This window comes from Vibrio galatheae, assembly GCF_000967545.1.
Classification (GTDB): domain Bacteria; phylum Pseudomonadota; class Gammaproteobacteria; order Enterobacterales; family Vibrionaceae; genus Vibrio; species Vibrio galatheae.
The window spans coordinates 307,019-320,389 of sequence record NZ_JXXV01000016.1 but is presented as its reverse complement, the minus strand read 5'-3'; the positions used below and the strand labels follow the sequence as shown (position 1 = coordinate 320,389).

Annotated in this window: 12 protein-coding genes and 2 riboswitches; of the genes, 6 read left to right on the top strand and 6 right to left on the bottom strand. The window is 45.1% G+C overall.

Translation table 11 applies throughout. The features are described from left to right. Positions 1–13 precede the first annotated feature (13 nt). A complete protein-coding gene (locus TW81_RS10120; RefSeq protein ID WP_045955577.1) occupies positions 14–1,144 on the bottom strand; it encodes a homogentisate 1,2-dioxygenase in 1,131 nt (376 codons plus the stop codon). Then, positions 1,137–2,210: a 4-hydroxyphenylpyruvate dioxygenase gene (gene hppD / locus TW81_RS10115; RefSeq protein ID WP_045955576.1), complete on the bottom strand. Its 1,074-nt coding sequence runs from the start codon at positions 2,208–2,210 to the stop codon at positions 1,137–1,139. Before hppD ends, TW81_RS10120 begins: the two co-directional genes overlap by 8 nt. Positions 2,211–2,599: 389 nt before the next feature. Between hppD and TW81_RS10110 the strand changes: the two genes are divergently transcribed. Beyond that, positions 2,600–3,706, top strand: a complete 1,107-nt coding sequence (locus TW81_RS10110; RefSeq protein WP_045955575.1) for a M20/M25/M40 family metallo-hydrolase — start codon at positions 2,600–2,602, stop codon at positions 3,704–3,706. A gap of 54 nt (positions 3,707–3,760) precedes the next feature. Here the strand turns inward: TW81_RS10110 and TW81_RS10105 are convergent, their stop codons facing one another. The 3 genes from TW81_RS10105 to TW81_RS19435 form a co-directional block, all read right to left on the bottom strand. Continuing rightward, entirely contained in the window at positions 3,761–5,557 is a 1,797-nt protein-coding gene (locus TW81_RS10105) for a putative bifunctional diguanylate cyclase/phosphodiesterase (RefSeq protein ID WP_045955574.1), read from the bottom strand. Between the two features lie 133 nt (positions 5,558–5,690). Next, on the bottom strand, positions 5,691–6,425 hold the full coding sequence (locus tag TW81_RS10100) for a chromosome partitioning protein ParA (RefSeq protein ID WP_045955573.1): 735 nt from the start codon (positions 6,423–6,425) through the stop codon (positions 5,691–5,693). A gap of 17 nt (positions 6,426–6,442) precedes the next feature. Continuing rightward, a complete protein-coding gene (locus TW81_RS19435; RefSeq protein WP_045955572.1) occupies positions 6,443–6,601 on the bottom strand; it encodes a hypothetical protein in 159 nt (52 codons plus the stop codon). Positions 6,602–6,842: 241 nt separating this feature from the next. On the opposite strand from TW81_RS19435, the gene TW81_RS10090 reads away from it, so the two are divergent. The 4 genes from TW81_RS10090 (at position 6,843) to TW81_RS10075 (ending at position 10,989) form a co-directional block, all read left to right on the top strand. Beyond that, positions 6,843–7,181, top strand: a complete 339-nt coding sequence (locus TW81_RS10090) for a 50S ribosome-binding protein YggL (protein WP_045955696.1) — start codon at positions 6,843–6,845, stop codon at positions 7,179–7,181. A 213-nt stretch (positions 7,182–7,394) separates the two neighbouring features. Next, positions 7,395–7,508: riboswitch (glycine riboswitch) on the top strand. A 2-nt stretch (positions 7,509–7,510) separates the two neighbouring features. After that, a riboswitch (glycine riboswitch) is annotated at positions 7,511–7,604 on the top strand. A gap of 114 nt (positions 7,605–7,718) precedes the next feature. After that, positions 7,719–9,089: an alanine/glycine:cation symporter family protein gene (locus tag TW81_RS10085; RefSeq protein WP_045955571.1), complete on the top strand. Its 1,371-nt coding sequence runs from the start codon at positions 7,719–7,721 to the stop codon at positions 9,087–9,089. A 143-nt stretch (positions 9,090–9,232) separates the two neighbouring features. After that, on the top strand, positions 9,233–10,246 hold the full coding sequence (locus TW81_RS10080) for a DUF2817 domain-containing protein (RefSeq protein ID WP_045955570.1): 1,014 nt from the start codon (positions 9,233–9,235) through the stop codon (positions 10,244–10,246). After that, entirely contained in the window at positions 10,234–10,989 is a 756-nt protein-coding gene (locus TW81_RS10075; protein WP_045955569.1) for an alpha/beta fold hydrolase, read from the top strand. Before TW81_RS10080 ends, TW81_RS10075 begins: the two co-directional genes overlap by 13 nt. On the opposite strand, the gene TW81_RS10070 is transcribed toward TW81_RS10075, so the two are convergent. Then, the gene (locus tag TW81_RS10070; protein WP_045955568.1) at positions 10,986–11,639 is read right to left on the bottom strand and encodes a LysE family translocator; all 654 of its coding nucleotides are present in this window, start codon (positions 11,637–11,639) and stop codon (positions 10,986–10,988) included. The two genes, TW81_RS10075 and TW81_RS10070, sit on opposite strands and share 4 nt — an antisense overlap. Positions 11,640–11,832: 193 nt before the next feature. On the opposite strand from TW81_RS10070, the gene TW81_RS10065 reads away from it, so the two are divergent. After that, positions 11,833–13,314 carry a carboxypeptidase M32 gene (locus TW81_RS10065; protein ID WP_045955567.1) on the top strand — a complete coding sequence of 494 codons (1,482 nt, stop codon included), beginning with the start codon at positions 11,833–11,835 and terminating at the stop codon, positions 13,312–13,314. Positions 13,315–13,371: the final 57 nt, after the last annotated feature.

Here is a 13,371-nt window from a genome sequence, read left to right as displayed (position 1 = left end):
CTAAATCCTTTTATTACTTCTCTTGCCAACTATAAACGTACTGGTCGTTCTCAACCTTTTGAGCCTGTTCACTGACATTTAACGCGTGGCGTGTATCTATCATGACAGCCACTTCATCAGTAAACTTTTTCTTGTACTCTTGACCGGCTTTAAACGCCTTTGGGTGAGGCCCATGAGTGAAGCCTGCTGGATGGAAGGTCACCATACCCGCTTCAATATTGTCTCGACTGAAGAAGTCACCCGCGTGATAGAACAACACCTCGTCGTAGTCATCATTGTTATGATAAAACGGTACTTTCAACGCACCAGGATCGCTCTCGATTGGCCGTGGGACAAAGGTGCAAATAACAAACCCTTGACCAACAAACGTCGTGTGGGCCGATGGTGGCAAGTGGTAACGGTGAGACATAAGCGGCCTGATGTCACGCCAGTTCACGCGCACCACTGCTAGGTCACCATGCCAACCAATCGCATCAAGTGGGTTAAATGGATAAGTCACCACACTGACCTTTTCATGCCTTTTAATATGAACCTGAGTCGAGGCTTCAGAATATTGCGCCTTAAACTGATCGTCGATTTTTGGCACATCCAGTACCGCAGGATCAAACACGGCGTGATTACCAACCATCCCCTTTTCAGGCAAGGTGTACGCGGCATCGGTATTTTCAATCATCAAGACAAACATGGGTTCCTGAGGCTCCAGTCGCCAGTTGGTTGAACGCGGAATCATGACATAATCCCCTTCAACCACTTCTAAATGACCGTAATCACAATAGAGATCCGCTTTGCCCTGATGAATAAACAGCAGTTCATCGCCGTCGGCATTTCTGACCAAATGAGACATCGCATCGCTAAGCTTCCACACGCGTACTTTACAGTTTGCGTTGTGCAGTAGGTGCGGCACTGACCAAGGTGAGTCTTGCAGAGACGCTTCGACATGATTGAAGTTAAACGCTCGCGGTTTTAGCTCACCTTGCCATTCACTCCAACCTGTTGGCGCGTGTTGGTGGTGGAAATGCGCCGCAGGGCCAAAAAAGCCACTGCGACCCGCTTCGCGTTCATAAATTGCCTGTTCGGGAAAATCAGCATGCGCCTGTTTGGAGCACACCCCCTCCCGATGAGGGAATGTTATCCATTTATGCATCGTTTAGTACTCCGCGACGAATTTGGTCTTCTTCTATCGATTCAAATAGCGCTTTAAAGTTACCTTCGCCAAAACCTTCGTTGCCTTTACGCTGGATAATTTCGAAGAATACTGGACCAATGACAGTCTGAGTAAAGATCTGCAATAAGATGCCGTCCTTCATAGGCGCACCATCAATAAGAATTCTTAAGTCACGCAGCTTAGCAACATCTTCTGTGTGACCTTCAACACGGCTATCAATCTTCTCGTAATACGTATCCGGTGTCGGCATAAAGTCCATGCCACGATCGCGTAGCGTCTGAACGGTTTTATAAATGTCGTCGGTGGTTAACGCGATGTGCTGAATGCCTTCGCCATTGTATTCACGGATAAACTCTTCGATTTGAGATTTATCGTCGGAGGACTCATTGATAGGAATACGAATCTTGCCACATGGCGCGGTCATTGCGCGGCTCACAAGACCGGTTAACTTGCCTTCGATATCGAAATAGCGAATCTCGCGGAAATTCCCGATACGTTCATAAAAGCCCGACCACACATCCATGTTGCCCTGTTTTACATTGTGGGTCAGATGGTCGATTTCGTAGAGACCGACATCCATCTTTTCAAGACGTTGCTTCGCATCATCATAGAAACGAAAATCCACTTCATAAATACTGCCATCTTGATAACGGTCAACAAAATAAAGCAAACTCTCACCAATACCGTAAATCGCAGGAATACTCAGCTCCATTGGGCCAATTTCAGTGACGTATTGCTTACCGCCATTTTCAAGTGCCTGCTTCATTGCAACAGATGAATCTTTTACGCGAAAAGCCATCCCACATACCGACGGACCGTGCACTTTCGCAAACTGATGCGCTTGACTGTGTGGCTGAGCATTAACAATAAAATTCACGTCACCTTGGCGGTATAGCCATGCTTGTTTTGAACGGTGTTTCGCCACTTCAGCAAACCCAAGCGAATTAAATAACTCTTTAAGCGCTTGGATGCCTTCGTCGTCAGCTGCCGTGTATTCGACAAACTCAAATCCATCCGTACCAAGTGGGTTATACGCTTCGTTCATTTTTGAATCCTCGTTATTGTTTTAACTGCCGTGTAACTATCAATAACTTGGCTTACCTTTAACTAAATTTGAACCTCTGACGGCCAAATTAACGTTAACAAAATGTAATCAATAACTGTAAACTTCATGACAAAAACAATAAAAAATCATTAAATATCAAAATGATAAAACAAAATAGCAAGTAACAATTAGTTTACATAAATTCATTCAACTCCCACTACGAGCTGAATAATCTATCCATCTGATCTATCGTTCAGCGTTGCATTAACGACCTAGTATTAAGTTGACCATAAATTGACATTGGGAGTCGCGATTGATTGATATAGCTCAGGCTAATCACCCGTGCTAACCGTTATGTTAAGTCCACTGTTCCTAAACGAGATAAAACAATGACTCAAATAAACCGTGAACGTCTGGTCGAGCACTTTATCCAACTCGTAAAAATTGATAGCGAATCTCGCAATGAAAAGCAGATCGCAGAAACACTGACAGAACAACTAGGGCAACTTGGTTTCCGCGTAGATAAACTGCCAGTGCCTGAAGAGGTATCCAACGGCTTTAACTTATATGCGCGCCTAGAGGGAGAACTCGATGACACGATTCTACTCAGTTGCCACATGGATACGGTGACACCGGGAGTTGGAATAGAGCCCGTCATTGCGGACCATATTATTCGCTCTCAAGGCAACACGATTCTTGGCGGTGACGACAAATCGGGCATTGCAGCGATCATGGAAGCGGTACGTAGTATCAAAGCGCAAAATCTTGCCCACAAAACCATTGAGATCGCATTTACTGTCCATGAAGAAGGGGGACTATTTGGTTCTCAGCACTTTGATATGTCTTATGTTCAAGCGAGCAAAGCGATTGTTCTCGATTCTGGTGGCCCGATTGGTACCATCATTAACGCAGCGCCTGGTCAGCAGAAAATCGTGGCTAAGTTTATTGGTCGACCAGCACACGCCGGTCTCGCTCCTGAAGAAGGGATCAGTGCAATCCAAGTTGCTGCCGATGCCATCACTAACATGAAGCTACTTCGTATCGACGAAGAAACCACTGCCAATATCGGTATTGTCCAAGGGGGTAACGCGACAAACATAGTGATGCCCGAGCTAAAAGTTGTTGCAGAAGCTCGCTCTCTTAACGATGACAAGCTCGCCGTGCAAGTCGAGCATATGATTGAAACCTTTCAAGCTGCGGCAGATTCGCACGGTGCAACTGTTGAAATTGAGTCAACACGCGCCTATAACGCATTTTTTATAGGGGAAGATCATCCGCATATTCAATCTATTATGGCCACATTTGAAGCCATCGGTGCAACCCCGCAAACCAAACCAACAGGGGGCGGCAGCGATGCGAACAACTTTAACGCTAAAGGGTTAACAACTGTGAATCTTTCTACCGGCGTGTCTAAAGTACATACCACGGAAGAGTTCATTGCGATCAATGACATGGTCAAAATCACTGAATTTATCGAGCACTACCTAACACACTAACTCTATCGATAGAAAAGCCGCGCTTTAGCGCGGCTTAAGTCTCCATTTAGCCTCTCAATCTCTTGTCAATTTGACCACACGCTGCTGCCTAACTTCCTGAGTCATCATTGAAGCAAACTCATCATGTGAGAGCGGTTGTGAGAACAAATAACCTTGGTACTGATCGCAACCTTCTTGCATCAATACACTAAGCTGTTCTTGGTACTCCACCCCTTCCGCAACAAGCTTAATACCTAAGCTGTGCCCCATTTGAATGATGGTTCGCACCAAGACACGATCCGAGTGATGGATAGCACATTCATCAACGAAACATTTATCGATCTTAATGATATCGATAGGTAACTGCTTTAAGTATTTCAAACTGGAATACTCGACGCCAAAATCATCGATTGCAATCGAAACACCAATCGCTCTGAGCTGACGGCAAATATCCGTTATATTCTCGGGATCGCTCATTAAGGTTGATTCGGTGATCTCCAACTGCAACAAGTGTGAAGGAAGTTGCGTCTCTTTGAGCGCCTTGCACACCACATCAAACAGATCAGCGTGCGCGAATTGAACCGTAGAAACGTTAACGGCAATACAAACTGGCAGTTGATTATCGTAGTACTGGCGAGCCTGGCGACAAGCTTCGTAAAGGATCCAATGACCAACAGGCACTATCTGCGTGGTTTTCTCTGCAATGGGTATAAATTCTACAGGGGAAATGGGCCCCAACTGCGGATGGTTCCAGCGCAAAAGCGCTTCCGCACCGACTATTTTCCCGCTATCGATTGCAACTTTAGGTTGGAACAACAAAACAAATTGGTGGTTTGAGAGCGCAGAACGAATCTCTGTCTCGATCTGATGTTGCCTGATCGTTTCACTCAGCAATTCTTCATCAAACCAGCACACAGCACCTTCACCAACGGAGCGCGCTTTATACAGAGCAAAATCCGCATTTTTATGCCACATGTCAGGGCTGCCAATCGCATCCCCTGCGTACGCCACTCCGATACAATAAGAAAGTCGATGTGAGGTGTTGTCGACATTAAACATCTTGCGTTGATGGCGACTTAATTCATCAACTAAGGTTTCTAGCTTGGTTTTTAAATCTTTGCTTTCTACAACAATAACAAACTCATCACCACCGAATCGATACACTTTGCCTGCGTCTGCAACCACCTCTTTGATGTGTTTGGCAAACGCTTTTAGAAACTCATCCCCATACCGATAACCGAGCCGATCATTGACGTTTTTAAAACCTTCCAAACCAAGATGCAACATACCGAAATGTTTAGCGTTGTGCTCGGTAATTACTGTAATATCTTCTTTGAATGCGTTGATATTGGGCAGTTTAGTTAGATAGTCAGTCTGGCTCTCTTCTTTGAAGCTCACCGCTTGCTGCTTGGTTTTGACATAGAAATAAGTCATCAAAGTCGCCATAACCGTGATGGCTGTCATTTCAATCGAAGTATCGATAAAGGCTTGAAACTCTGCTGCCGTCAGTTGGTAGAAATAACCATTCACTAACGCCGCGCATACCGCTATTGCCCACAGAGTGCCAGGGAAAAGCACTATGTAGCAAAGAGGTAGGAAAAATAGACAATCTTTAATCTGCTCAAGAGGAAATGATTGAATCAGTCCACCGACAATAAACAGTACCACAGCGGAAAAAGCAAAAATGTGTTTGATAGACTTGTTGGTGCTATATAAGGCCACCAGCAGTAGTATAGGAAACAGGTAATAAGCCCATTCCCACGGGTGTGGTTGAAGCAGTAAAGAGTGGGACATAAGCCCAACTGCAACCATGTAGGCGATGTAAGCGAGAACTTGCATGCCTTCGCTTACCTTAAAGAGCTGTTGCTGCATTTTATGCCTTGCTAACTTGTTCGATCTTATAAAAAGTAGCGCATAAATGTCAGTCTTGGCATGTCTTGTATGATTTACTTGCTCTAAATCAACAACGCCTCGAAAATGAGGCGTTGTTGCATTACTAAGACATTTAGAGTCCTAACTCTCCCGAGAGGGCTTTAATCTGCTTAAGATCCATTTGGTGCACGCGAATCATTTGCTCTACTTGGCTAAGGCGAGATTGCGCTTCGTCTTGCTTGTCACAAGAATCGGTTTTTGCATCCCACGATGTGCCATCTAAATAAATGTCACACGCTTTCTTCAGTTCGGCGATTTTAGGGCCTAACTCTTCACGCTCTTTTTCAAGCGATTCAAGTTCGATTTTCACTTTCAGTTCTTGCTGGAATATCTCGCGTGAACGTTCAAACATCGCCGCTTGCATATCCGCTTGGCGATTAAGCTGACTATTTTGGCTATTGACCGTTTGCAATTGTTCTTTCTGCTCTGCGATTTGCTCTTCAAGTGACAGGTTAACTTTCTCAAGCTCTTTGACTTGCTGCTCTAACTTGGCCACTGAAGCCAAATGATCAGCGTTTTGCTCTTCGATCGCTTGTTTAAGCTTTTGTTCCACTTCATCGTCTACTTTGGCGACCTTTTCTTCGACCTGAACCACCATTTTCTTTTTATCTTCGGCCAGCGTTTGGTACTTTTGTTCAAGTCCTTGGTAGGTCGACTGCCACTTCTCTGCGGTGAGCGATGAGCCAACCAAGCCTCCAAGTGCCAAGCCTAAAACCCCTGCGATAATAATGTAGAGGAGTGTCCGCTTGTCACGTTCTTCGATGACAACAACGTCATCGTTCTCTTGGTTGTCAGTATGTTGGTTCACTTATAAGCTCCTGAGAGTTAACGTATCAGTTCAGTAATCATGAGTGTTGCTGTGTAAATTAAAAAGCCACAAACCAGAGTAACAACAACGTATTTCTGCAATTTTTCGCTTGTTCGATAACGAATTAAAACAAATGCGAGTGCAGCGAGAAATACAATGGCGATCAACCTTGTCATAACCTCTCCTTAGGCAGACTTCTATTCCTTACTTTATACCATTTTCAGGCTGAAATAGTCAGAAGCAAGTTGTTTTACTGTCTAATATTATTCATTAAATAAGCTCAACCGATGACTTTTCAGCCACCCACTTGCTGGCAGCGAGAAAAGATTAGTAACCTAGCCGATACGTTAGCATTTTATTTGGCTGAAACATTATTCTAAGGTATAAAGAGCAGACTAAAACACAAGAGATCAGATGATGAAACCACATAAATTAGAAAACAAAAAACGCCGTATTCAAAAGAAACTCTTTTTGGGCGAATTTGCGATGTTAGGCTTCGATCTTAGCTGCGAAACAACCATCACTGACTTTGACAATTACGACGTCTTTGTCGATGAATTCATCGATTATATTGATGAGCTAGGTCTATGCTTTGGCGGTGGTGGTCTTGAGCTATTCGAAGGCTTCCTATGCCGCAATCAACGCTATCTAGACGTGACAGAAGAACAGAAAGCGCAAGTCGTCGCATGGCTAGAAGCTCGTAAAGAAGTTAAGTCAGTGCAAGCAAGTGAGCTTGTCGACGCAAACTACTTCTAAACGAAGTGAACTCCTATAAATAGCGCCGAATCAGGCGCTATTTTTCGTTTAGTTCGACAGCCATTTTTAAAGCCTATTTACCCTACCTCAGTGTTGTCTTGAACTGATATAAATCTTCTATTGAAATCCCTAAAAATAATGATAGAGTTCACACATCGAAAGCAACCAGTGCTATCGACTAACTTTTGCTCAACATAAAGAGCAATTGTTCCGATGAAGACTGCAGGAGAGCGGTTATTTACCGAATATTAACATTTGGAAAGAATAACCTACCGAAGAAGTAAATCTTTCAGGTGCCATTTAGGTGGCGAGGACTGTAGTTGGAGGAACCTCTGGAGAGAACCGTACTACTTTGTAGTAGCAAGCGGTCGCCGAAGGAGCAAGCCTATCAATAGGTGAAACTCTCAGGCAAAAGGACAGAGGAGTGGAAAGAACTATTCAGCTATTTCGCTATTCTGCCTATAGCTAATCAGAGATCATTGATCTCTACACTTTCACTCTTCTCCTTAAATAAGCATTATCACTTAAGGGGAAATCATGGATAACCTTCAATCTTTACTAACAACAATCGACAACTTTGTCTGGGGTCCGCCATTACTCATTTTATTGGTCGGTACGGGTGTCTATTTCACTTTTCGCCTTGGATTACTTCAGTTTAGATATCTACCTACCGCGTTAAAAATGGTTTTTAGCAAAGCGGATTCAAGCAAACAAGGCGACGTATCGAGCTTCGCTGCACTCTGTACAGCCCTATCGGCCACCATTGGTACGGGTAATATCGTGGGTGTTGCCACTGCAATTAAGCTTGGTGGCCCCGGCGCACTATTTTGGATGTGGCTTGCTGCGCTATTCGGCATGGCGACCAAGTACGCAGAATGTTTGCTCGCCGTCAAATACCGAAAAGTGGACGACAAAGGTCAAATGATCGGTGGGCCAATGTACTACCTACAATATGGCGTCGGCTCAAAAGCATTGGCGGTCCTGTTCGCCGTATTTGCTTTAGCCGTGGCCTGTTTTGGTATCGGAACCTTCCCACAAGTGAATGCGATTGTCGATGCGAGTGAAATCTCGTTTGGCATATCTCGCGAAATCTCAGCCACTCTTCTTACCCTGCTGGTAGCGTTCGTTACCCTTGGTGGTATCCGCTCTATCGCTCAGGTGGCAGGTAAAGTCGTTCCGGCAATGGCACTATTTTACGTGCTAGCCTGTCTAAGCGTGATCATTATCAACGGCGACAAACTGCTTGATGCAGTTGAGCTAGTGTTGGTTTCAGCCTTTACCTCCACGGCAGCAACAGGCGGCTTCTTAGGCGCAGGGGTTATGTTGGCGATACAATCTGGAATTGCCCGGGGCGTTTTCTCTAATGAATCTGGGCTTGGCAGTGCACCAATGGCAGCCGCGGCCGCTAAAACCGATTCATGTGTTAGACAAGGGCTTATCTCAATGACGGGTACCTTTTTTGATACCATCATCATCTGTACTATGACAGGTCTGGCGCTCATTCTTACTGGCGCATGGCAAAGTGACTTTGCGGGCGCTGCAATGACGACTCATGCATTTGCAGTGGGTCTCAATGCTCAAACACTAGGGCCAATGCTTGTCTCTGTTGGTTTAATCTTCTTCGCCTTCACGACGATATTAGGCTGGAACTATTACGGTGAACGTTGCGTGGTTTATCTGCTGGGCACCAAAGCTGTATTACCATACAAATTTGTCTATGTAGGCCTAGTCGCTTCAGGTGCCTTCCTCCATCTTGATATGATCTGGATTATTGCCGACATAGTGAATGGTTTAATGGCAGTACCGAATTTGATTGGCTTGATCGCCTTACGCCAAGTAGTGATAGAAGAAACCAAACTCTACTTTGCAAATATGGCAGCGGTAAAAAGCCAACAAGTGACCGCTTAAACGCAATCAAGTGACTGAAAGAAAATGCGAAGCCAACCCGCTTCGCATTTTTACGGCTCGTAATCCTCAACTGAAACAAATACTTCACCCAATCTGTTACTAAACCGTTCTAAACTTGCTGCAAACCCACTTTGGGCATCAAGATGATCGGGCACATCCCACGTGAAATACATCACATCGAGCAACTGGCTGAACAATACCCTCAGCATGTGCGCTTAACTCTACTCGATAACATCACTCACCAAAGCCAATCACTGCCGCTTTATGCTCTTGAAATAGGCACAAGAGACCAAGATGCCCCTTGCCTATTTTTCACCGGCGCGGTTCACGGGGTTGAACGGATTGGAAGCCAAATCATTCTCGCATTTATAAAGAGTTTGCTACGTAGGATCGAATGGGACCAACAGCTTAGAGAATCACTCAATGTTGTCCGGATTGTGACTGTGCCAGTGGTTAACCCTTGGGGAGTCGCACTCAAACAGCGTGCCAATCATCATGGCGTCGATTTAATGCGCAATGCGCCGATAGAAAGCGACAACCCTGCATATCATCTATACGCAGGGCAAAATTTGAGTTCATGGCTACCTTGGTATCGCGGCAATCCTGACAATATGGAACAAGAGTTGCAAACGTTGTCACGCTGCATTTTGAGTTACAGCAAACAATCTAGAACAACACTGTTATTGGATCTCCATAGTGGCTTTGGGACACGCGACCGATTATGGTTTCCTTATGCCCATCATAGAAATCCACCCAGCAACCTCTCGCAATATTACTTACTCTATAGATTGTTCCGCAAAAGCTACCCGCATTACGAGCTCTATCAATTTGAACCTCAGTGGCACCAATACACCACCCATGGTGATTTTTGGGATTGGATGCTGACGCAGCATCAAATGCAGTCCAACTGCTCATTTTTGCCTTTAACACTAGAGTTAGGTTCGTGGTTATGGGTCAAGAAGAATCCAATTCAGATGTTGAGATTCAGTCAGCTTTTTCATCCCACTAAGCCTCATCGTATTAAGCGAGTACAACGCCGTCACACGACTTTGCTAAGCTATTTAATCCAAGTACTTAACAATGGTGTGATAGAAAATATCCACGCCAGTGAAGATGCAAAATATAGGGATAAGGCAATCAAACTATGGTACCGATAGTGTTAGTCAGGGGGTTATTAAGAGAAAGCGGTCATTGGCATGACATGGTTGAAGCGTTGACAGAAGCAGCACCAGAAGTTGTCACCATTACCCCCAATGTACCGGGCAATGGGAAAAGATACCGTGAAAAAAGTCCAATCACCATTGAGAAAATGCTCGCGCCAGTACTCGATGAACTACCGCAAGATTGCCAACGCTATCATCTGGTGGCGATTTCTATGGGTTCAATGTTAGCCAGTCACTGGGCACACACGCTGCCCGATCAGGTCGTCAGTTTGACTCTCATTAACCCTAGTTTTTCTCGCTACAGCCCTTTTTGGCAACGCATCAATTTAGGCGCACTACTGAGTTTGGCAGGCTCTGGTATAAGAGGAAGCCGCGCGTTCCAAAAAGCAATTATCCACTGGACCAGCCCGTCAAGTGCTCAGCAGCCAGACGTTATCGAGCATCACTTAACCCTCGCCAAACAACATCCCGTTAGCTTTAGTAATGCACTTCGTCAGTTATGGGCTGCCGCTGGTTATAAAGGACAGCAGATACCACCGTCCTGCCCAACCCAGATCATCGTCAGTTCAGGTGATAAACTGGTAGATAGTCGCTGTGGTGAGGTGATTGCAGAGGCTTGGAACGTTCAAATCGAACGTTTTGATTGCGATGCGCATGACTTACCGCTGGCAAAGCCATACGCACTATCACACCATTTGCTCCATTGGTTGAGCAAAATCGAGATGATGGAAAGTTAAACTTGAGGCTTTTCAATCAACAATTTGATTCCGAGTACGACAAGTACCGCACCGGTCGTGCCTTCCATCCAACGAGTGAAGCGAGCACTTTGCAACAAACTTTTCGCCTTAGTCAGGACGCCCGCTAAACCACACTGCCAAATCATCGCGATAACAAAATGGATTGCCGCCATTAAACAAGATTGAAAGAAAGCGGAACCTTCTGGGTTAATAAACTGCGGCAAGAATGCCAAATAGAAAACCGCGGTTTTCGGGTTGAGTACATTGGACAAGAAGCCTTCTCGCAGCGAACGCTTCGCGTCCAATGGTGTAGAACTCACCACCATATTCGTGTTCAGCCCGCCGCTTTTGCCAGTAACTAGGCCCTTCAATGTCATTACGCCCAACCAAATCAAGTAGCCAGCCCCAATCATCTTCACCAAACTGAACAACTGCGCAGATTGAGCCAAAATGGCAGAAATGCCCACCGCAGAAAAGGTCGCGTGAACGAATAGTCCAAGACAAATACCTAAGCTCGTTAAAAAGCCATCACTAAAACCGCCGCGAGACGAATTGCGAATCACCAATGCAGTGTCTAAGCCTGGGGTTAAAGTTAGTATGGTTATAGCAATTAAAAACGCTTCAAAATTCTGTATCACGCTGATGTCCATTCGCCAAAAGTATACTGATTCTTTATTGTCATATTTATGCGCTTATTTCAATCAATTTTATTTCATCATTGTGGTGAGATTCCGCTAGTTACGCGCTTTACACTAAGCCCGACTGATTTCTCTGTGATTGACTTGGTAAGCGTGAGTAACGTTGGTAAACTTTTGTTTTCTTGATAGTCATGGAAGGCGACCAATGAGCGCATTCAATAAACTAAAGCAACATTCACAAAAGATTTCTCACTTTAATCACCTCGCTGCTATTTGTGGTTGGGATCAAGCGGCCGTCATGCCTGCGGGCGGCAATCAAGCTCGTTCAGAAGCCATGGCGGAGCTGTCTGTCCATATCCACGGGCTTCATACCCAACCCCAACTTGAAGAGTGGTTTGCCGCCGCAGAATCTGAACCATTGAACACGCAAGACAAGGCAACACTGCGCGAGTTAAAACGTCAGTGGCAGCAAGCCAATGTATTGCCGGAAGATTTAGTCCAAGCCAAATCTTTAGCAGGTTCAAAATGTGAGCACGCATGGCGCACCCAGCGCGGCGAAAATGATTGGCAAGGTTTTGAGAAGAACTGGGCCGAGGTTGTTAAGCTTTCTCAAGAAGAAGCACAAATTCGAGCAGAGGCAAACGGCTTATCTCCTTACGATGCCATGCTTGATATCTATGAACCCGGCACCAATTCTGCGTCACTTGATGTCTTGTTCAGCGATGTAAAAGCTTGGTTACCTGACCTGATCAATCAAGTCATAGACAAACAAGCCTCCGAGCAGTTTATCCAGCCGCAAGGAAAGTTCGATACCAATCAACAAAAGGCGCTTGGTCTAGAAGTCATGAAACTGCTTCAATTTGACTTTAACCACGGCCGTTTAGATGAAAGTGTTCACCCATTCTGTGGCGGTGTACCAAGTGATGTGCGAATCACAACTCGCTATGATGAGAGTGAGTTCGTTCAATCTTTAATGGGGATTGTGCACGAAACCGGACACGCGCGATATGAACAGGGGCTACCTAAATCCTTAGCGGGGCTACCTTCAGGTGAAGCACGTTCAATGGGCATCCATGAATCTCAATCACTCTTTTTCGAGATGCAAGTTGGCCGTAGTGAAGCCTTTATAGCGCATTTAGCGCGCCTTGCAGGACAGCACTTTGGTGGCCACAATCCTGAATTGTTCTCGCAAGCTAACTTCCAGAAGCTCTACACGAGAGTGAAAAAAGACTTTATTCGCGTAGACGCAGATGAGCTGACTTATCCAGCTCACGTCATTCTCCGTTATGAGATTGAGCGTGATTTGATCAACGGGAAAATTAAACACACTGATGTTCCAGAACTATGGAATCAAAAAATGCAGCAGTACTTAGGTTTGTCTACTGAGGACAATTATAAGAACGGTTGTATGCAAGATATTCACTGGACAGACGGCGCGTTTGGTTACTTCCCTTCATACACTTTAGGCGCAATGTATGCGGCTCAATTTATGTCGACCATGAGAGCAACGGTAGATGTTGATAGCGCAATTCGCAGTGGCGATCTCTCACCTCTATTTACTTGGCTTGAAGAGAAACTTTGGAGCCAAGGCAGCTTGTTAACCACAGATGAACTGGTGAAACAAGCGACAGGAGAGATACTAAATGCCAACCACTTCAAACAACACCTAATAAACCGTTACCTTTAGTAGCAACCCATTTAGAAAGGCTCAAGTTACTGAGCCTTTTATCTATTTAGGTTAGGA

What these genes read in the sequence shown, in the direction of transcription:
- TW81_RS10065 (WP_045955567.1), top strand. Translation starts at nt 11,833, where the DNA reads ATGAGCGCATTCAATAAACTAAAGCAACATTCACAAAAGATTTCTCAC.
- TW81_RS10075 (WP_045955569.1), top strand. Translation starts at nt 10,234, where the DNA reads ATGGTACCGATAGTGTTAGTCAGGGGGTTATTAAGAGAAAGCGGTCAT.
- TW81_RS10090 (WP_045955696.1), top strand. Translation starts at nt 6,843, where the DNA reads ATGAAACCACATAAATTAGAAAACAAAAAACGCCGTATTCAAAAGAAA.
- TW81_RS10110 (WP_045955575.1), top strand. Translation starts at nt 2,600, where the DNA reads ATGACTCAAATAAACCGTGAACGTCTGGTCGAGCACTTTATCCAACTC.
- TW81_RS10080 (WP_045955570.1), top strand. Translation starts at nt 9,233, where the DNA reads ATGATCGGGCACATCCCACGTGAAATACATCACATCGAGCAACTGGCT.
- TW81_RS10120 (WP_045955577.1), bottom strand. Translation starts at nt 1,144, where the DNA reads ATGCATAAATGGATAACATTCCCTCATCGGGAGGGGGTGTGCTCCAAA.
- hppD (WP_045955576.1), bottom strand. Translation starts at nt 2,210, where the DNA reads ATGAACGAAGCGTATAACCCACTTGGTACGGATGGATTTGAGTTTGTC.
- TW81_RS10085 (WP_045955571.1), top strand. Translation starts at nt 7,719, where the DNA reads ATGGATAACCTTCAATCTTTACTAACAACAATCGACAACTTTGTCTGG.
- TW81_RS10070 (WP_045955568.1), bottom strand. Translation starts at nt 11,639, where the DNA reads ATGGACATCAGCGTGATACAGAATTTTGAAGCGTTTTTAATTGCTATA.
- TW81_RS10105 (WP_045955574.1), bottom strand. Translation starts at nt 5,557, where the DNA reads ATGCAGCAACAGCTCTTTAAGGTAAGCGAAGGCATGCAAGTTCTCGCT.
- TW81_RS19435 (WP_045955572.1), bottom strand. Translation starts at nt 6,601, where the DNA reads ATGACAAGGTTGATCGCCATTGTATTTCTCGCTGCACTCGCATTTGTT.